General features: G+C 68.1%; 19 protein-coding genes. 7 read left to right on the top strand and 12 right to left on the bottom strand.

Annotated elements, in window-relative coordinates:
• Positions 1 to 114 precede the first annotated feature (114 nt).
• Both ACWF4Z_RS08035 and ACWF4Z_RS08030 read left to right on the top strand, forming a co-directional pair.
• Positions 115 to 723, top strand: coding sequence for a TetR/AcrR family transcriptional regulator (locus tag ACWF4Z_RS08035; RefSeq protein WP_452242226.1), 609 nt, complete (start codon positions 115 to 117; stop codon positions 721 to 723).
• Entirely contained in the window at positions 716 to 1825 is a 1110-nt protein-coding gene (locus ACWF4Z_RS08030) for a trans-sulfuration enzyme family protein (protein ID WP_452242225.1), read from the top strand. The genes ACWF4Z_RS08035 and ACWF4Z_RS08030 overlap by 8 nt, the downstream gene beginning before the upstream one ends.
• On the opposite strand, the gene ACWF4Z_RS08025 is transcribed toward ACWF4Z_RS08030, so the two are convergent.
• Positions 1809 to 2981 carry an MFS transporter gene (locus ACWF4Z_RS08025; RefSeq protein ID WP_452242224.1) on the bottom strand — a complete coding sequence of 391 codons (1173 nt, stop codon included), beginning with the start codon at positions 2979 to 2981 and terminating at the stop codon, positions 1809 to 1811. The genes ACWF4Z_RS08030 and ACWF4Z_RS08025 overlap by 17 nt on opposite strands.
• Positions 2978 to 3715, bottom strand: a complete 738-nt coding sequence (locus ACWF4Z_RS08020) for a DeoR/GlpR family DNA-binding transcription regulator (protein WP_452242223.1) — start codon at positions 3713 to 3715, stop codon at positions 2978 to 2980. The genes ACWF4Z_RS08025 and ACWF4Z_RS08020 overlap by 4 nt, the downstream gene beginning before the upstream one ends.
• Before the next feature lie 76 nt (positions 3716 to 3791).
• Between ACWF4Z_RS08020 and ACWF4Z_RS08015 the strand changes: the two genes are divergently transcribed.
• Entirely contained in the window at positions 3792 to 4961 is a 1170-nt protein-coding gene (locus ACWF4Z_RS08015) for an MFS transporter (RefSeq protein WP_452242222.1), read from the top strand.
• On the opposite strand, the gene ACWF4Z_RS08010 is transcribed toward ACWF4Z_RS08015, so the two are convergent.
• Positions 4945 to 5193, bottom strand: a complete 249-nt coding sequence (locus ACWF4Z_RS08010; RefSeq protein ID WP_452242221.1) for a hypothetical protein — start codon at positions 5191 to 5193, stop codon at positions 4945 to 4947. The two genes, ACWF4Z_RS08015 and ACWF4Z_RS08010, sit on opposite strands and share 17 nt — an antisense overlap.
• Positions 5194 to 5224: 31 nt before the next feature.
• A complete protein-coding gene (locus tag ACWF4Z_RS08005; RefSeq protein ID WP_452242220.1) occupies positions 5225 to 5917 on the bottom strand; it encodes a FadR/GntR family transcriptional regulator in 693 nt (230 codons plus the stop codon).
• Between the two features lie 122 nt (positions 5918 to 6039).
• On the opposite strand from ACWF4Z_RS08005, the gene ACWF4Z_RS08000 reads away from it, so the two are divergent.
• On the top strand, positions 6040 to 7200 hold the full coding sequence (locus ACWF4Z_RS08000) for a CynX/NimT family MFS transporter (RefSeq protein ID WP_452242219.1): 1161 nt from the start codon (positions 6040 to 6042) through the stop codon (positions 7198 to 7200).
• A gap of 168 nt (positions 7201 to 7368) precedes the next feature.
• On the opposite strand, the gene ACWF4Z_RS07995 is transcribed toward ACWF4Z_RS08000, so the two are convergent.
• From ACWF4Z_RS07995 to ACWF4Z_RS07985, 3 genes are all read right to left on the bottom strand, one after another.
• On the bottom strand, positions 7369 to 8376 hold the full coding sequence (locus tag ACWF4Z_RS07995) for a sugar phosphate isomerase/epimerase family protein (RefSeq protein ID WP_452242218.1): 1008 nt from the start codon (positions 8374 to 8376) through the stop codon (positions 7369 to 7371).
• An 11-nt stretch (positions 8377 to 8387) separates the two neighbouring features.
• Positions 8388 to 9479, bottom strand: a complete 1092-nt coding sequence (locus ACWF4Z_RS07990) for a Gfo/Idh/MocA family protein (protein WP_452242217.1) — start codon at positions 9477 to 9479, stop codon at positions 8388 to 8390.
• Between the two features lie 125 nt (positions 9480 to 9604).
• Positions 9605 to 11368: a hypothetical protein gene (locus tag ACWF4Z_RS07985; RefSeq protein ID WP_452242216.1), complete on the bottom strand. Its 1764-nt coding sequence runs from the start codon at positions 11366 to 11368 to the stop codon at positions 9605 to 9607.
• Between the two features lie 159 nt (positions 11369 to 11527).
• On the opposite strand from ACWF4Z_RS07985, the gene ACWF4Z_RS07980 reads away from it, so the two are divergent.
• The gene (locus ACWF4Z_RS07980) at positions 11528 to 12745 is read left to right on the top strand and encodes an MFS transporter (RefSeq protein ID WP_452242215.1); all 1218 of its coding nucleotides are present in this window, start codon (positions 11528 to 11530) and stop codon (positions 12743 to 12745) included.
• On the opposite strand, the gene ACWF4Z_RS07975 is transcribed toward ACWF4Z_RS07980, so the two are convergent.
• Genes ACWF4Z_RS07975 through ACWF4Z_RS07965 form a run of 3 tightly spaced genes read right to left on the bottom strand, consistent with a single transcriptional unit; the run spans position 12742 to position 15451 of the window.
• Positions 12742 to 13653, bottom strand: a complete 912-nt coding sequence (locus tag ACWF4Z_RS07975) for an aminoglycoside phosphotransferase family protein (RefSeq protein WP_452242214.1) — start codon at positions 13651 to 13653, stop codon at positions 12742 to 12744. The genes ACWF4Z_RS07980 and ACWF4Z_RS07975 overlap by 4 nt on opposite strands.
• Positions 13650 to 14654 carry an NAD(P)H-dependent glycerol-3-phosphate dehydrogenase gene (locus ACWF4Z_RS07970; RefSeq protein WP_452242213.1) on the bottom strand — a complete coding sequence of 335 codons (1005 nt, stop codon included), beginning with the start codon at positions 14652 to 14654 and terminating at the stop codon, positions 13650 to 13652. The genes ACWF4Z_RS07975 and ACWF4Z_RS07970 overlap by 4 nt, the downstream gene beginning before the upstream one ends.
• Positions 14651 to 15451: a lysophospholipid acyltransferase family protein gene (locus ACWF4Z_RS07965; RefSeq protein ID WP_452242212.1), complete on the bottom strand. Its 801-nt coding sequence runs from the start codon at positions 15449 to 15451 to the stop codon at positions 14651 to 14653. The genes ACWF4Z_RS07970 and ACWF4Z_RS07965 overlap by 4 nt, the downstream gene beginning before the upstream one ends.
• Positions 15452 to 15467: 16 nt before the next feature.
• On the opposite strand from ACWF4Z_RS07965, the gene cofC reads away from it, so the two are divergent.
• Together cofC and ACWF4Z_RS07955 are read left to right on the top strand one after the other, a co-directional pair.
• Positions 15468 to 16139: a 2-phospho-L-lactate guanylyltransferase gene (cofC, locus tag ACWF4Z_RS07960; RefSeq protein ID WP_452242211.1), complete on the top strand. Its 672-nt coding sequence runs from the start codon at positions 15468 to 15470 to the stop codon at positions 16137 to 16139.
• Position 16140: 1 nt separating this feature from the next.
• The gene (locus ACWF4Z_RS07955) at positions 16141 to 16347 is read left to right on the top strand and encodes a hypothetical protein (protein WP_452242210.1); all 207 of its coding nucleotides are present in this window, start codon (positions 16141 to 16143) and stop codon (positions 16345 to 16347) included.
• Positions 16348 to 16446: 99 nt separating this feature from the next.
• Here the strand turns inward: ACWF4Z_RS07955 and ACWF4Z_RS07950 are convergent, their stop codons facing one another.
• Both ACWF4Z_RS07950 and corA read right to left on the bottom strand, forming a co-directional pair.
• Positions 16447 to 17025: an HU family DNA-binding protein gene (locus tag ACWF4Z_RS07950; protein WP_452242209.1), complete on the bottom strand. Its 579-nt coding sequence runs from the start codon at positions 17023 to 17025 to the stop codon at positions 16447 to 16449.
• A gap of 181 nt (positions 17026 to 17206) precedes the next feature.
• The gene (corA, locus tag ACWF4Z_RS07945; protein WP_452242208.1) at positions 17207 to 18364 is read right to left on the bottom strand and encodes a magnesium/cobalt transporter CorA; all 1158 of its coding nucleotides are present in this window, start codon (positions 18362 to 18364) and stop codon (positions 17207 to 17209) included.
• Positions 18365 to 18523: the final 159 nt, after the last annotated feature.

Here is an 18523-nt window from a genome sequence, read left to right as displayed (position 1 = left end):
GATGCCCTTCCGTAGACACTCGGATTCTGACGGTGACTACCATATGACTGTACCTGCCGATCGATGACTGCTTCCGGCGCGTCGCGAACGGGTACTCTGCCCGCGGAGGTGGAGATGGGACTGCGCGAGGTGAAGCGGGAGCGGACCCGCCGGTTGATCGCGGACAAGGCGTTCGAGCTGTTCACCGACCACGGCTTCGGCCGGACGACGGTTGAGCAGATCGCGGCGGCCGCCGAGGTCGGTCCGAGCACGCTGTACCGGTACTTTCCGACCAAGGAGACCCTGGTCCTCGAGTTCGTCGAGGACTGTCTGGACACTGCGGTCGGATGGTTCCGCGAGCAGCCTGAGCTGGACCTGCCCGACGGCCTGCAGGCGGTGATCGACCGGGTCCTGGAGCAACTGGAGGAAAATCCGGACCGGATCCGCGCGGTCTTCGAGCTGTCCCACCAGGCCGCCTCCGTGAGCGCCCACCTGAACGAGCTGATCTGGCGGTTCCGCAACGACCTGACCGACGAGCTGGTACGACGGTTGCCCGCGAGCGACCCGCGGGACGCCGAGTTCACCGCCGCCCTGGCTGCCGGAATCGCGATGAACATCATCGAGACGGTGGTTCGGGTCTGGGCCGAGGATCTGGACGGAACCGATGTCCGGGCACTGGCCCGGCGGGCGATGACCATGCTTCGGGGCGGCGGCATTCCGTTGCCGGCGGCGCCGCGTGACTGACCTCGATCCGTCGACCGTCGTCGTCCACGCGGGTCGGCCCGAGCGAGTGCCGAACGCGCCGGTCGGTGAGTCGCCGGTGTTCAGTTCGACCTACGTCGCGGGTGGGGATCGTGGGTACGGGCGCTTCGGCAACGACGCGTGGTCGGCGTTGGAGGAGACCCTCGGCGAGCTCGAGGGTGGTCGTGGACTGACCTTCGCCTCGGGCATGGCCGCGGTTGCCGCGATCGTCGACCTCATCCCGGTCGGCGGCCGGGTGGTCGCACCGCAGCACGCGTATTCCGGCGTACTGGCGCTCCTGGATCAGCAGGCCGAGCAGGGTCGGCTGACCGTGCATCGGGTCAATATCGCGGACACCGCCGCCGTCGTCCAGGCAGTCGAAGCAGCCGACCTGTTGTGGATCGAGTCGCCGACCAATCCGGCCATGGAGGTCGCCGACATCCCGGCGATCGCCGCCGCGGGCCGGGCGACCGACGCGATCGTTGTCGTCGACAACACCTTCGCGACGCCACTCCTGCAGCGACCGCTCGCGCTCGGTGCGGACATCGTGATGCACTCGGCGACCAAATTCATCTCCGGCCACTCCGACGTCGTTCTCGGCGCCGTGGTCACCGCCGACGACGACCTGTGGAGCGCGATCGAACTCCGCCGGCGCAGCCTCGGCGCGATCCCCGGTCCGATGGAGGCGTGGCTCGCGCTGCGCGGATTGCGGACGCTGGCGTTGCGGCTGGAGCGAGCGCAGTCGAATGCGGCGTTCCTGGCCGAGCGCCTGCTGGCGCATCCGCGCGTCAGCCGGGTCCGCTATCCGGGGCTGCTCGACGATCCGGGCCATGAGCGCGCGGCTGCGCAGATGTCCGGCTTCGGCGCGATCCTGTCGTTCGAGCTCGGTGGCGACGCCGAGGCCGCTCAGCGCGTCTGCGAATCAACAGACCTGTGGGTGCACGCGACCAGCCTCGGCGGCGTCGAATCGATGCTCGAACGGCGCCGCCGCTGGCCGCTGGAGGTCCCGACGATTCCGGCTGACCTGATCCGGCTGGCCGTCGGGATCGAGCATCCCGACGACCTCTGGGCCGACCTGGAGCAAGCGCTCAAGAACGCTTTTTGAGCACCGGTCCACCGAAGAACGTCAGCACACACAGCACGACCGGCAGGATGAACGCGATGTTCAGCGGCATCCAGTGCGCGAGTCCGCCGATCAACGCCGGCCCGGCGAGCAGTCCGACGTACCCGAGTCCGACCACGCGAGCCATCAGGGCACCGGCCGAGGCCGGGTCGAGGTTGCCGGCGGCGGTGAACAGTTGCGGTACGCCGCCGGCCAGGCCGAGACCGAAGACCGCCCAGCCGACCAACGCGACGGGCACCGACGGTACGACGATCACGACGGTCAGGCCGACGGCCGCCATCGCGGCGCCCCACCGAACGATCGCGGCGGGTCCGACGACCGCGGCGACCCGGTCGGTGAGGAATCTGCCCACGGTCATCGCGACGGCGAAAGCGCCGTACGCATAGGCCGCCGTGCTGACGGACGTGCCGAGGATGTCGCGGAACTGCAGCGCGGCCCAGTCGTTGGCGACACCTTCGGAAAGCATCAGACCGAACGCGAGTCCGCCGAGCGCCCAGACCAGCTTCGCCGGCGGCTTCGTCCGCTCCTCGGCCGGCTTGTCGGCGTCATGGTGGACTGTGGGCTCCAGCAGGAACTGACGGGCGATCAGCGAGATCAGGATGCACACAACGCCCGCTGCAACCAGCGTGACCTCGGTCGGCACGCCGGCTCGCAGCGTGGCTGCACCGATGAGCGCGGCGATGGCGCCGCCGATCGACCACATCGCGTGGAAGGCGGCCATGATCGGCCGCCCGTACGCGCGTTCGACCACAACGGCCTGTGCGTTCATGCCGACATCGATCGAGCCGTTGCCGAGGCCGATCAGGATCAGGGCGAGGCCGAGCGTCCACCAGTTCGTTGCCAGGCCCGGACCAGCCAGAGCGATGCCGAGCAGTACGCCGGACGCCGGTACGAGGCGGCGCTGCCCCAGCCGGTCGACCAGCGGACCCGCGACCTGCATGGCGATAAAGGCGGCGCAGCCGAGCACCAGCAGGAGCAGACCGAGCGTGGGGTGCGAAATGCCGGTCGAGTGCTCGATGCTGGGGATGTGGACGACCCACATGCCCACTGCGAACCCGTTGAGGCCGAAGTAGAGCCAGGTGGCGACGCGGGCTGCTCTTGGCGGGGTGGTCTCGGTCGACAGCTCGGTGGCGGTCATTCGGCTACCTCCACGAGGACTCCGCGCTGGGTGAGGAGTGTTCGTTGGTCTTCGGGCGCACTGGCGTCGGTGATGATCAGATCGGCGCGGTCCGCTGGGCAGACGTAGGCCAAGGCGGCACGGTCCCATTTGGCGCCGTCGGCAAGGACCATAGATCTCGTCGCGACGTCCAGCGCCGCTTGCTTGACCTCTGCGTCGCCCAGGTCGAACGCCGTCAGTCCGGCGTCCAGACTGAACGCACAGGGGCTCAGCACGGCCAGATCGAACCGCAGCGCCCGCAACGACGCGACGGTGAGCGGACCGATGAGTGACAGCTCTCCCTTGCGCGCCTCACCGCCAGGCATGAGCAACCGGACCCGTGGCGCGTCGGCCAACTCGTGGGCGATGTGCAGCGACAACGGCATGACTGTCAGGGTGCGATCGTGCAGCAGTCGCGCTGTCTCCAGAGCCGTCGTACCGCTGTCGAGGACGATCGTCTCGCCGTCGCGAATGTGCTCGACCGCCGCTCGGGCGATGGCCTGCTTGGCCGCGACCGCCGCCTGCGCGCGGAGCGAGTACGGCGGCTCGAGACCGGACGGCATCGCCGACACCGCTCCCCCGTGGACGCGCTTGAGCACGCCCTGCGCGGCGAGGAAGTCGAGGTCCCGCCGTACGGTCATGTCCGAGGCCTCGGTCGCCTCGACCAGCTCGTGGACGGAGACTCGGTCGCCGACCCGGAGTCGTTCTACGATCATTTGATGCCGTTCCGCACTTCTCACGCGCAAAAATCTACCATCCATCTGATCGATCAAACAGTTAGCATGTTTACTTGTGCCTGATGACACAAAGCTGATCAAGCGGTCGCGGTACGCCGTGGCCGCCGTTTTCTGTGTGCACGGATCGGTGACGGGGTCGTTCGCGACCCGGGTGCCGTGGATCCAGGAGCACGCCGGGGTCTCCGCCGGGCAGCTCGGCCTGGCGCTCGCGTTCCCGGCGCTCGGCGCCGCGGTGCTGATGCCGCTGGCCGCCCGGATCACGCACCGCTTCGGCACCCGGACTGCTTTGCGCGGCCTACTCGCGCTCTGGACCCTCGCGCTCGTCCTCCCGTCGCTCGCGCCGAACCTCCTGACGCTGTGCGCCTTCCTGTTCGTGTACGGCGGGACCGCGGGGATGGCCGATGTGGCCATGAACGCGCTCGGCGTCGAGATCGAACATCGGCTGAAGAAGTCGATCATGTCCGGGCTGCACGGCCTGTGGAGTGTGGGGGCGCTGCTCGGGTCCGCGGTGGGGACGGTGGCCGCGCACGCCGGTCTGAGTGCTCAGATCCACCATGCGGTGGCTGCCGTCGTACTGACGATCGTCGGGCTCGTGGTGACGCAGTTCGTGCTCAACATCCATCCCGAGGAGGACGAGGAGCCGCCGGCGCGGTTCGCGTTCCCACCGAAGTCGGCGTTGCTCATCGGTGCGGTCGGGTTCTGTGCGGTGTTTGCCGAGGGCGCGAGCCTGGACTGGTCTGCGGTCTACCTGCGCGACATTCTGGACAGCTCGGCCGGTGTGGCAGCCGGCGCGACCACCGGGTTCGCTTTGACGATGGCGATCGCACGGATCACCGGTGACGCGGTGATCGACCGGTTCGGCGCCGTACGGACGGTTCGGTGGAGTGGAGTGATCGCCACGGCCGGCGGCGCACTCGTTGTGGTCGCTCCGAACGCGGTGTGGGCGACGGTCGGGTTCGGGTTGATCGGCGTCGGGATCGCGGTCGTCGTACCGCTCGCCTTCGCGGCCGCGGCCCGCAGCGGCACCAACGCCAGCCAGGCGATCGCGGGCGTAGCCACCATCACCTACGCCTCCGGCCTGGTCGCACCGTCGATCATCGGCGGCATCGCCCAGGCCAGCAACCTGACGATCTCGTTCCTCGTGGTCACGCTGCTCGCGACCGGGCTGGCCATCTTCGCCCCCGTCCTCCGCACCAAACCCCGATCCTTCACAGCAGCCGGTTGAGCACCTCGCCCGCCTCGTCGTAGCCCGCATCACTGATCCGCTGCAACTCCAACAGATCCCTGGCGGCCGCCGCACGCCGCGTCAGGTGCTCGCCTGCCCGCATGTTCCCTTCATCAAGCAACTCACTCAACGCATTCACGTCACCCCGCTCGTCGGCGAGATCGGCGAGCCGATCGGCGGCCTTCTCGTTGCCCTCGTCGGCCAGCGCGCGCAACGTCTCCCAATCAGTCATAACCCAATCATGCAGCGACAGCCGGCCTGTCTCAGGTATTACTGGACGGATCCGTTGCTTCTCGCTTGACGGACTCGATCAACGCATACGACGCCCGACTCGCCGCCTCGGGATCGCCTGCCCGGATGGCCTCGAGTACGCCGACGTGCGCGCCGAGGATCCGGTGATCCTCGCGCAGCATCGCGGTCTGGTGGATCGATGCGGTCAGCACTTCGGCGATCGCGTCGTACAAACGCAGTAGCAACGGGTTCCTGCTGGCAACCACGACATTGCGGTGGAAGTCTGCGTCCGCGGACACAAAGGCGTCCACGTCACTCGCGGCGCCGCGGGACTCCAGTGCCGCGGACATCACCGCCAGAATCTCCGGGTCCGGGTGCTGTGCGGCCAGGCGCGCGGCCGCGGCCTCGATGCCGGCACGGACGTCGAGTACGTCGGTCAACGAGGCGGAGAGCTCGTCCCTGACCAGTACGCCGCTGATCTCGTTCGTCGCCCGCACATAGGTGCCGTCGCCGACGCGCGGCTCGAGCAGGCCGGTCAGGCTCAGCGAACGTAGCGCCTCCCGTACGGTGCCACGGCTGACCCCCAGCTCGGTGGCGAGCTGGTGCTCCCCCGGGATCCGCGAGCCGCGCGGCCAAGCCCCGGACTCGATCTGCGCCCGGAAGCGCTCCGACACCTGCAGCACGAGCGGCACCTGCCGCACCGGTCCATCGAATGACACCGCCATCGGCCTCCGTTCCCGATCAGCGTACAGTGCAAATGTAGGACATCTGCATGGGAGAGGTGTGTGTCGTGGCGGTATTACCCGGATCATTACCCGGTTCGGAACTTCGGACCCGGTCGGCAGTGGTGACCGCAACGGTCTTCGTGGTGGCGCTCAGCCTCCGGCCGGCTCTGACCGCGGTCGGTCCGGTGCTGCCACGGATCGGCCTCGACCTGCACCTGGGCGAGGCCGCGCAGGGCTTGCTGGGCACACTCCCGCTGCTCGCGTTCGCCGGCGCCTCACCACTGGTGCATCTCGCCTCCCGCCGCTTCGGGATGGAGCGCACCGTCTTCATCTCACTGCTGGTCCTCGCGCTGAGCAGCGCACTCCGCCCGTACTCGGGCCAGGCCGGCCTGTGGATCGGGACGTGTGTCGTCGGCGCCTCGATCGCCGTTGGCAACGTGCTGGTTCCGGTGATCATCAAGCGGGACTACGCCGGACATGTGTCGCGGGCGACCGGTGTGTACACGGCGTTCATCACCGGTGGTGCGGCGATCGCGTCGATCCTCGCCGTACCGATCGCGGATGCGGTCGACTGGCGGCTGGCGCTCGCGGTCTGGGGCGGTCTCGCCGTACTGGTTGCTGTGATCTGGCTGCCGCGGACGCTGTCTCCGGAGCCGGCTCCACTGCCGGTTGCGGATGACGACGATCCGCCGGTGAGCGTCTGGCGGCAGCCGATGGCTTGGATGGTCACCGGGTTCATGGGGCTGCAGTCGACGAGCTTCTACCTGATCGTGAACTGGCTGCCGAGCATCGAGCTCGCGAACGGCGTCGCGGAGCGGACGACCGGGATCCACCTGTTCCTGTTCCAGGGCTTCGGGCTGGTCGGCGGGCTCTCGATTCCTCGCTTGATGAAGCACCCCACCGACCAACGCGCCGGCACCGTCACCGCCAGCGTCCCCGTACTGGTCGCCCTCCTAGGCCTGCTCCTACTCCCCCACCTAGCCATCGCCTGGGCAATCCTCGCCGGCCTGGGCCAAGGCGCCGCCCTGGTTGCCGCCCTAACCCTCATCAGCCTCCGCGGCCGCACCCACCACGAGACCACCCAACTCTCCGGCATGGCCCAAGCAGTCGGCTACCTCCTGGCCGCCACCGGCCCAGTCCTAGCCGGCTATCTCACCCAACACACCGGCTCCTGGCACACCACCCTCACCGTCTTCGCCACCCTCTCCCTAACCCAACTCCTCCTAGGCGCAGCCGCCGGCCGAGCCCCCCACCCACCGACCTCCACCAACACGAACGGATAACCCCGTGAGTGTCGGGTTCTCCCATCAGATGGTTGGTTCTCCCGTGACATCCCGATGGGAGAACGGACAAACTCGCGGGATAACCCACGAGTTGGCAACCGCCCGGCCGGGGCGACGCGCGACAGCAGCCGCCGCGCAGCGGTGTGCGTTGCGCGGCGGCTGGTGGGGCTACTTGTCGGTGGCGAAGGCTGCGTCGAAGGCGGCTTCGGGCTTGTCGAAGGCGAGGGCGCGGATGGTGTTGACCGCTTCGGCGGCGCCGATCTTGCGATCCATGCCGGCGTCTTCCCACTCGACGGAGATGGGGCCGTCGTAGCCGATCGAGTTGAGGACGCGGAAGCAGTCCTCCCAGTTCACGTCGCCGTGACCGGTCGAGTAGAAGTCCCAACCGCGGCGCGGGTCGGCCCACGGCAGGTGCGAACCGAGCCGACCGTTGCGGCCCCCGCCGACCCGCATCTTCGTGTCCTTGCAGTCCACGTGGTAGATCCGGTCCTTGAAGTCCCAGAGGAACGCGACCGGGTCGATGTCCTGCCAGACCATGTGCGACGGGTCCCAGTTCAGCCCGAACGCCTCCCGGTGACCGATCGCCTCCAGCGCGAAGGTCGTCGTCCAGTAGTCGTACGCGATCTCCGACGGGTGCACCTCGTGCGCGAACCGCACGCCCTCGGAGTCGAACACGTCGAGGATCGGGTTCCACCGGTCCGCGAAGTCCCGGTATCCGGCCTCGATCCGCTCCGCCGGCACCGGCGGGAACATCGCGACGTACTGCCAGATCGAGGAGCCGGTGAAGCCGATCACCGTCTTCACGCCGAGCTTGGCCGCGGCGCGCGCGGTGTTCTTGAGATCCTCGGCGGCGCGCTGCCGCACCCCTTCGGGGTCGCCGTCGCCCCAGACCCGGGACGGCACGATCGCCTGGTGCCGGAAGTCGATCGGGTCGTCGCAGACCGCCTGGCCGACCAGGTGGTTCGAGATCGCCCAGACCTTCAGGTTGTACTTCTCCAGGATGTCGCGCCGACCCTGGACGTACGAGTCGTCGTCGACCGCCTGCTGGACGTCGAAGTGATCACCGGAGCACGCGATCTCGACGCCGTCGTACCCGGCCTCGGACGCGAACTGGCAGACCTCCTCGAACGGCAGATCGGCCCATTGACCGGTGAACAGTGTGATCGGACGGGGCATCTCACAGACTCCTAAGGGGTTTCGACGGTGATCCACGCGCTGTCGTCGGCGGCCGACCGCAGAACGGCGTCGACCAGGCGGGCGGACCGCGCGCCGGCGGCAAAATCGGGGAGGCCGTCCGGGTGGTCACCCAGTACGGCGGCATAGCTGTCGGCCACGAACGAGTCGAACGCGTCCTGGTACCCCTGCGCGTGACCGGCCGGCAGCCGGTTCACCCGCGCGGCCGGCGGGCTCAGCGTCTCGGGATCCCGCGTCAGCAACTCGGCGGCTTTGCGGCGTCCGACCCACAACCGATCGGGGTCCTCCTGGTCGAACCCGAAACTCGACTCGGTCCCGGAGACCTCCAGGTACAACCGGTTCTTCCGCCCGGCCGCGACCTGGCTGACCACGATCGTCCCGACCACCCCGGCCTCGGTCCGGAACTGCGCGGTGGCCAGGTCCTCGGTGTGGACCTCGACTCCACCGCGGGTGGATCGCACGGTCCGCAGCTGCGCACTGATCGCCGCGATCCGGTCGCCGGTGACGAACTCGGTCAGGTCGCACCAATGCGACCCGATGTCCGCGAACGTCCGCGACGGACCCCCGGCGGCATCGTCGACGCGCCAGTTCTGATCGTCGGCGCCGGCGAGCCAGTCCTGCAGGTACGACCCGTGCAGGCTCGTGATCATGCCGGCCTCGCCCTCGGCGATCCGCGTGCGCAACTCCCGGACCATCGGGTGGTAGCGGTAGACGAACGGGACCGCACCGACCAGCTCGGCCTCGAAGGCGGCGGTCTGCAGTCCGGTCGCGTCGTGGACAGAGGTCGCGAGCGGCTTCTCGCAGATCACGTGCTTGCCGGCCTCGAGAGCCTGCAGTGTCACGTCGAGATGCGTGTTGTTCGGCGTACACACGTGGACCACGTCGATGTCGGCGGCCAGGAGCTCGTCCAGGGTCGCGAAACCGCGCTCGGCGCCGGTCGCTTCCGCGGCTGCCTCGGCCCGCTCGGGCGACGACGCGACGGCTCCGACCACCGTGGCCCCGGCGACCAGTGCGGACCGGCCGTGAACCCGGCCCATGAAACCGCCACCGACGATCCCGACCCTCAGTTTGCGCGCACTGGACACGTCGAAGGACGCTATGTGACCGGTTTGAACCCTGTCAATCGCCGTCCCAGCCCCACGTCACCCGGTCCCCCGACCCATTCGTTGCCCTCGGCCACAACCAGTCCACGCGCCGTCACCGGGCCGGCCTAGCGGTCGGACGGGTCTTCGGTCGGCGCGTCGGTCGGCAGCTCCGCGGCGATCTCCTGCCTGAGCTTCGCGAACTGCGCGCGGTCCGCGGTGAAACTTCTCCGCAATTCGGCGATCTCGGCGGCCGTCAGCGCCCCGCCCCGCACTCCCTTGGCCAGCACCGTGTTCCCTGCCGGAAGCGGGAAGTCGTAGTTCCCCATGTCGACCTGAGTGCCCGGTTTCAGCGTCGCGAGCATCTTCTCCCACACCTCGGAGAAGGCCAGGTAGTCGTCCAGCCACAGCAACAGTTCCTCGACACTCGGGTCCCGGACCGTCTCGCTGCCGGGCCAGTTGGCGCGATACGAATGCAACCGCGTACCGGCGAACCGGTCGACCATCGGCTGAACCGACGATCCCAGCTGACTCAGATACATGGATCCGATCGTCCGGCTCATCGCGTCGTCGGTGGCGAACATGGCGTCGACCAGTTGGCCGGCGAACACCTGCGGATCGGCGGTCTTGACCCACTCGACGTCGGCGATCTGACCGCGGGCACCAGCGCGAAGCCAGGTCATCACGTCAGCCGTCGTCAGGTCCGGCTGCCACTCGCCGACGACGAGCCGGAATTCGCCGTCAGGCTTCCAACCGAACCACCGGAACAGCAATCCTTGGATCCCGAGCGGCGTCAGCTCGACTCCGCCACCGACGGTCGGGACGATCGCACCCAGCCGCAGGAGCCGGTCGATCGCAGCCGCGCCGTCGGCGGATGCGCGGACCGCCGCCAAGCGATCGAGTGAGGCCGAAGGCCCTGGGAGGTACAGGGAGAGAATCAACTCGACGACCTGGATCCGCAGCGGACCGTCCAGGTCGGAAACCGCGATGCCGACCGTATCGGTCCAGAGGGCGATGGCGCGCTCAGGCTCCGACCACAGATCAAGGTTCTCGCCGCGAAAGACCCGGATCGGCACCGGCCAGAGGAAACCCGCCAGCACTCCCAGTCGCCAGGCCTCCTGCACCGCGTCAGGATCGGACAGCGACGTACCGTCAAGAACCTCTTGTACGACGTCCTTGCCCAGCCAACCACCGGACCAGGCACCCGTCCGGTCGGCGAGGAACTCGGCCACCTCGATCACGTCAGCCATCAACGGCGCGTTCCGGGCCGCGGCGGCCAGCGTCGACGGCAGCGAGATCGTCGGCCGCGGTATGACGTTGTCGCCGAAAAACTGCGTCGGGAGCTCGATCTCCGGACGCACGATCGGCCCCATCAACTCGTTGCGCCGTTCCCAGGGCATCCGGTCGAACCGGGCTGACCAACGCTCACCTTCCGCACCGGGTGGCGGTTCGAACTTCGCGTCGATGCGCAACCAGTACCTGCGCAGCGCCCGCGCCCAGCTCGCGGGCCTCTCGATCACGGTGTTGTCGGTGAGCATGTCCACCGCATCCGCGGTCTCCTTGCGGAGCGTGGTGGGGTCCTCCTTGGTCAGGCTCATCCGGATGAACGCGCCGAGCAGCGGCACCGTGCGAATCAACGCCTCCCGCACCTGCGCGTCGTACGGGAACGAGAACGGTCCGACCTCGATCGCGGTCCGGTACAACGACGTGTTCGGCCACACCATCACGCCGGGCACGCCTTGGCCCATGTCGTCGCGCAGGTGGAACACGTCCTGAACCGGCCGACGAGCCTCGAGCAACGCCCGGATCAGCTCCAGATCCGGGTCGCCCTCAGCGCCGGTCCGATCCATCCAGTCGACAAAGAGCCGAACAAACTCCTCAATCGGTTCCACCCCCGAACGCTATCCCCGGGCAGGTCCACCACTTCCGTACAAGCCGCAGGGGGTTACGCCAAGCCCTGAAACGAGTATCGAAACTGCGGGGAGACGACCTGATCGGTGCCTAGCGTGAATGCGGCCAAGGGGATATCGGGGTCGACGGAAGGTGTGACGGTGGAGGCTACCGGGCGCGCGGCCAGGTATCGGGATGTATTTGCCAATGGTGAGTTCCGGGCGTTGTGGTTCGCCGAACTCGTGTCCACCGCCGGCGATCAGGTTGCCCGGGTCGCGTTGTCGGTGCTGGTCTTTGTGCGGACCGGATCCGCGGCGTTGAGCGCGTTCACGTTCGCGTTGACTTTCCTGCCCGCATTGATCGGGCCGGTGTTGGGCGGTCTTGCCGACCGGTACCCGCGGCGCGAGGTGATGATCTTCTCCGCGTTGTCGCGCGGCGTGGTGATGGCTGTGATGGCGTTGCCGTTCGTCCCGCTCTGGGCGATGTTCCCGCTGATCTTCGCCGAGCAGTTCCTCGGTTCCCCGTCGACCGCGGCCCGTGGGGCCTTGCTGGCCGACATCCTCGAGGGCGATCTGCTCACCATCGGCCAAGGACTGCGGCAGATGGCCGGACAGTTGGCCGGCGTCGGAGGCTTCGCCGTCGGCGGCCTCCTGACCGCCTGGCTGACCCCCTACGGCTCGCTCGCGGTCAACGCCGCAAGCTTCTTCGGCTCCGCCCTCTTCATCGCACTCGGCGTACGACGTCGCCCGAGCCCCCACCAGGACACCGAACACGTCTCGCTGCTGGAGTCGACGCGGCGCGGCGCCAAGCTGGTGTTCGCCGACCCCCAACTACGCACGCTGATCTGGCTCATCTGGATGATCGGCCTGCCCGTCGCCTCGGAAGGTCTCGCGGTTCCGTACGCGGCACACCTGAGTTCGGACCCCACCGCCGGCGGCTGGTTGCTCACGGCAACGCCGATCGGAGCCGTCATCGGCGCGTACGTCCTGACCAGGCTCCGGCCGACGCTACGCCTGCGACTGATGGCGCCGCTGGCCGCTCTCTCCGGCCTACCGTTGCTGCTCTGCGTCCTCGAGCCGAACCTGATCATCTCGATCGCGTTGTTCGGCTTGTGCGGGATCCTCCAGGCCTACATGGTGGTCGCGCCGACGACGTTCATCCAGCGCTCTCCACAGGCCAGCCGCGGCGCCACGATCGGCCTGATGTCATCCGGCTCCATCGCGGCCCAGGGAGTCTGCCTCGCCCTCGGCGGCGCGATTGCGGATTGGCTCGGTCCCGCCGGAGCCTTGGCCGCAATGGGCACGACCGCCTTGATCCTGGGCGGGATTCTCACCATCGTCTGGCAGCGGGTCAACACCACCGAACCAGCACTGGCCTAGGCACTCCACTCGATGGCCAGGCGATCAGCCAATGCGATCACCCGGTCCAGGTACACACCACTCCGCGCACGTCCGAACCCGTTCCGCCGGCCGTGGAAGCCACCCTCGACCAAGCGATAGAGCGCCCACCGCCGCACCCGTACCGGATCGAGCTCAGCCGCCTCAGCGAACACCTCGAGCTCGCGCTCAAGCTCACGAACCACAGTGCCCGAGTCGATCAGTGCGGCCGCCCGAGGCAGGATGAGCGCGGCTCCGTCGTACGCCGGGTCCCCGACGTACCCCTTGGGGTCGACAGCCAGCCACGGCTCGCGTTCGGCGCGAAGGATGTTGCGGGCATGAAAGTCGCCGTGGACGACGAGCTCCGGCTGGTCCCGCCCCAGTTCGTCGACGACCGCCACCGCGCTCTCCACCACCGACGTAGACAACGCGTCCGGGAACTCAGCGGCGCCCGAGAGCAACTCCTCCCGCCACTCGTCGGCCTTGTCCGCCAGCCGTGGCAGCCCGTCCGGCGCCGCGATGGACAGCCTCCGGCTCAACTCCCCCGCCACGACCGCGATCGTCTCGCCAGGCTCGTCGGCCAAGGTCGTGGGATGCGCCCGCTCCAGCAACATCGCGTACTGCTCGTCGGCCCGCTCGTACAACCGGACAGCACCCCGGCCGTCCCAAGCAGTGAAGGCATCCGGCTCGTGCACGTTGCCAGGATGCGGGAAAGACACCTTCAGTACGGCGGGATCCGGCGAAGCCACCGGGAGCACCAAGCCAACCTGGCCGTGGAAAGCATCGCCGTCGGGCTCGCAGTCCCAGCGTGTCAGCAGATCCTCGACGATTCCCGGCAGCTCCTCCAACCACGCCGCGCCGGCCGGACCTTCACGCGCAACAGTGGCGTCGGCGAACGCGGCCGGGATCATCCCCAGCGCTCCGACTTCGCCGAGCGGGAGACGAGACTGAACAGCATGTCCTTCGGGGTCATCTCCCCCGACACCACCTTGGTGACGTGTTCGACGATCGGCATCTCGACGTCGTGGTGGTGGGCCAGCTCGGAGATCGACGCGCAGGACTTCACGCCCTCGGCGACCTGACGCATCCCACCCGCGATGTCGGCGACCGTCATGCCCTGCCCGAGCTTCTCGCCGAAGGTCCGGTTGCGCGACAACGGCGACGAACACGTAGCCACCAGATCACCCAAGCCGGCCAGCCCGGAGAACGTGTGCTCATCCGCACCGAGCGCCGTACCCAGCCGAGCGATCTCGGCCAGCCCACGGGTGATCACCGAGGCCCGCGCGTTGTCACCGAAGCCGAGGCCGACCGCCATCCCGACGGCCAACGCGATCACGTTCTTGCAGGCACCGCCGAGCTCACAGCCGATCACGTCGTTGTTCGTGTACGGACGGAACGTCGGCGAGTGGCACAGCTTCTGCAGCCGCGTCGCCGTCCCTTCGTCTGCACAGGCAACCACCGACGCGGCCGGCTGCCCTTCGGCGATCTCGCGGGCCAGGTTGGGCCCGGACACCACGGCGATCCGCTCCGCCCCGGCACCGGTCAACTCGGCGATCACCTCGCTCATCCGCTTCGTCGTACCGACCTCGACGCCCTTCATCAGGCTGACCAGCGGTACGGCGTTCGGCAGAACGCCGGCCCAGTCCCTCAGGTTGTCCCGCAACGACTGCGAAGGAACAGCCAGTACGACGGCCTCCGCACCCTCGGCGGCCGCAGCCGGATCGTGGGTCGCGGTGATCGCGTCCGGGAGTCGCAGGCCGGGCAGGTAGTCGGCGTTCTCGTGCTGGGAGTTGATCGCGTCGCAGACCGCCTCACGCCGGGCCCACACCGACACCTGGTTCCCCGCGTTGGCCAGCACGACGGCGAACGCCGTACCCCAGGATCCGGCTCCGAACACCGCGACCTTCGTCATGCCTTCTCCTCGCCCTTACCCTCTTCGGCCTTGCGGGCCTTGCGCAGGTCGTAGAGCTCCTTGGGCGGAGTCTCGCCGCGCAGCTCACCGAGCGTCTCGGCGACCCGGGCCATGATCACCTCGGTTGCCTCGTGCAACAGCTGGTTGGTCAGCGGCTTGCCCTCGAACGCGCTCAGGTCGACCGGCCGGCCGGCCCGCACCTGCAGGGTCTTGCGCGGCAGCAGCCGGATCCGGATCTTGCCCGTGTACGACTTGATGATCTCCTGCGCACCCCAGTTGCCGAGCGGGATCACCGGACAGCCGGTCATCAGCGCGATCCGGGCGGCGCCGGTCTTGCCGGTCATCGGCCACATCTCCGGATCGCGCGTGATGGTGCCTTCGGGGTAGACGCCGACACACTCGCCCTTCTCGACGGCGGCGACCGCGTCCCGGAACGCATCGGCGGCCTGCGCGGAATCCCGGTACACCGGGATCTGGCCGGCGCTGGTGATGATCCGGCCGACGATCGGCAGCTTGAACAGCGAGGCCTTGCCCAGGAACCGCGGAATCCGCCGGCACTCCCAGATGAAGTAGCCGAGCAGCACCGGGTCGAAATGCGAGATGTGGTTGGCCACGAAGATCACCCCGCCCGAGCGCGGCATGTTCTCCCGCCCGGTGAACACCGACTTGGTGAAGACCAGCATGAACGGCTTGACGATGATGACGATCAGGCCGAACCAGAAGCCCCGCCGTGGCCGGGGATCACGCTGCTGGCCGTCCACTGCTGCCTCCTGGTGCTCGTTACCGCCGTCGGTCATGGGAGAATCCTGCCTGATGGCAGACCTACAGGTCGCTCCCTGGATCCTGGTGATCCCGGTGAAGCGTACGGCGATCGCGAAGAGCCGGCTCGCTCCCGCCTACCCGCAGCACCGGCCGGAGTTCGCCCGCGCCTTCGCGATCGACACTACTGCGGCCGCCCTCGCGTCGCCGCTGGTGCATGCCGTCCTGGTCGTCACCGACGATCCGCTCGTGGCCGCGGACGTGACCGCGGTCGGCGCCCGCGTCGTACCCGATCTGCCGGCCGCCGGCCTGAACGAAGCCCTCCTGCATGGTGCCACTGTGGCCGCCGCCGAGTTCCCTGGCAACGCGGTGGCCACGCTGTCCGCGGATCTGCCCGCGTTGCGACCGGCCGAGCTGACGGCCGCGCTGGCTGCCTTCGTGGCGCCGCGTTCGTTCGTGATCGACCTGCCCGGCACCGGTACGACGATGCTCGCGACAGCGCCCGGGATCCCGCTGGATCCCCACTTCGGCGTGGGTTCCGCGCTGGCCCACCAGGCCTCGGGGGCGATCCCGATCGAACTCTCCGCAATCGAGTCGGTACAGCGAGATGTCGACACCGCAGCCGATCTGGCTCACGCCGTACAACTCGGTGTCGGTCCCGCGACCGCCGACGTGATGTCGCTCGTCCTCGGCGCCGCGACCGGCACCGAGGGCATAGCCTGCTGATATGCAAGCAACTGTGAGCCGCTACGACCTCGACACCTTCTCCGGGTCGGTGCTGACCGACACCGGGATCGAGTTGCCCTTCACCGTCCACGCGGTCTCGGACACACCGGTGCGGCATCTTCGCGTCGGCCAGCGCGTCCGCCTGCAGACCACGGGAACCGGCGCCGGCCTGACGATCGAGAAGGTCGAGTTCGCCACCGAGCTCTGAGAAGGTTGCCTCAGGCACCCTGAAATCAACGAACCCCGTACACACGCGAAGGCCGGTCACCCCTGGAGTGGGGGACCGGCCTTCGCTGTATTGCGTGGTTCAGCGAGCTGCGCGCTTCGCCGGGGCCTTCTTGGCGGGGGCCTTCTTGGCCGGCGCCTTCTTGGCAACGGCCTTGACCGGCGCAGCCTTCTTGGCCGGCGCCTTCTTGGCAACAGCCTTCACGGGCGCAGCCTTCTTGGCCGGCGCCTTCTTCGCAACCGTCGTCTTGGCCGGCGTCGCCTTCTTGGCGGCGGCGGTCTTGGTCGCCGCGGCCTTCACCGGGGCGGCCTTCTTTGCCGGGGCGGCCGTCTTCGTGGCGGTCGCGGTCGGCTTGGGCGCTACCAGCTTCGGCAGCTTCTTCGCACCGGAGACAACGGCCTTCAGCTCCGCACCCGCGCGGAACTTCGGCACCGTGGTCTTCTTGGCGCGCTTGGTCTCACCGGTCCGCGGGTTGCGCACGATGCGCGCGCCACGCTCGATGGCCTCGAAGGCACCGAAACCGGTGATGGCGACCTTGCCACCCTTTTTGGTCAGCTCGCGCTGCACGGTGTCGATCACCGATTCCAGTGCGTGCTGGGCCTGGCGGCGGTTTCCGTCGAAGTGCACTGCGAGCGCTTCGACCAACTGGCTCTTGTTCACTGCTTCCCTCCGTGAACACTAGGCGTCGAGCACAGCGCTCGATCTCACAGGAACGTTATGGACTCAAGTGGCAGTTCACAAACACCAACGCGGCAATTCGGCCTTGTTTTGGGCGATTTGGGCCACTTTTTGCCCCGATCGGTCGGTTCGGGGCCAGTCCAGCAAGGGAATCGGTGGAAGTTCACAGCCAACTGAGGCGTTTGAAGATGAGGTACAGACCGCCACACACCAAGCCCATCAGGCCGATCGCGAAGGGGTAGCCGTACTGCCAGTGCAGCTCCGGCATGTTGTCGAAGTTCATCCCGTAGACGGTGCCGATCAAGGTCGGCGCGAACAGGATGGCCGCCCAGGCGGAGATCTTCTTGACCTCTTCGTTCTGCGCGCTGCTGGCGATCGCGAGGCTCTTCATCTCCTCGTTCTGCTGCTGTGCCACCAGCGTCGCGTTCACGGTCAGAATGTCGCGGAGCAGTTCGCGGAAGCCGCCGACCTTCTCCACCACCTCCGTGACGTGGTCGGCCACATCGCGCAAGGAACGCTGCAGTTCCTCGTCCACGCCGTACTTCTCGAATCCACCGCGCAACGATTCGAGCATGCCGACCAGCGGCCGGGTCGCGCGCTGGAACTCGATCACCTCGCGGGACAACTCGTAGATACGCCGCGACACCTTCGGATCGCCGCGGAACACCTCGGTCTCGATCTCGTCGATGTCGTTCTCGAGACCCGCGACAACGGGCGCATAGCCGTCGACGACCTTGTCCATGATCGCGTAGAGCACGGCTTCGGTCCCGCGGTTGAGCAGATCGGGATCGCGTTCGACGCGGCGCCGGACCGCGGCCAGGTTGGGCGCTTCGGCATGCCGGACCGTCACCACGAAGTCCGGGCCGACGAACACGTGCACCTCGCCGAACTCGACCTCCTCGGTCGCGTCCCGATAGCGAGCGGCCTTCAGGACGACGAAGAGCGTGTCGCCGTAGCGCTCGAGCTTCGGCCGCTGATGGGCCTCGTTGGCGTCCTCGATGGCCAGCTCGTGCAGGTCGAACTCCTGCGCCAGTGAGGCGAGTTCGCGGCTGTCAGGCCGGTACAGGCCGATCCAGGCCAGGCTGCTCGGGGCTTTGTGCAGGACCCGGTACGTCTCTGCCAGCGACTCCGGTGACGCGACCCGGCGGCCGCCGCAGTAGATCGCACTGTCGACGACGCTGTGTCCCTTGGGTTTCGGGGATTCGCGCAGCTTCTCGGCCGGCTCGACGAGCTGCTCGGGCTCGGCGTGACGGCGGGCGGCGGCGCGCAGGGACGGCGTACGGCCGAAGGCACGAAGGGTGCGCAGGCGAAGGTCGGACATGAGTCCTCCAAAAAGCACAGCAGGTGCGGTGCAGCGAGTGAGAGTGACGGGCACGCGTCTGCCCGACCCCTACGGCACTCAAGCCGCAACTACCAGAGGACTTCAGCCTCTCAAGGTCGAGCGAGACCGGTATGTCTGGAGGGATCGCTACTCATGAGC

It is taken from the genome of Kribbella sp. NPDC055071 (genome assembly GCF_053608045.1).
The sequence above is the reverse complement of the archived record's forward strand: the minus strand, read 5'-3'. Positions and strand labels throughout refer to the sequence as shown.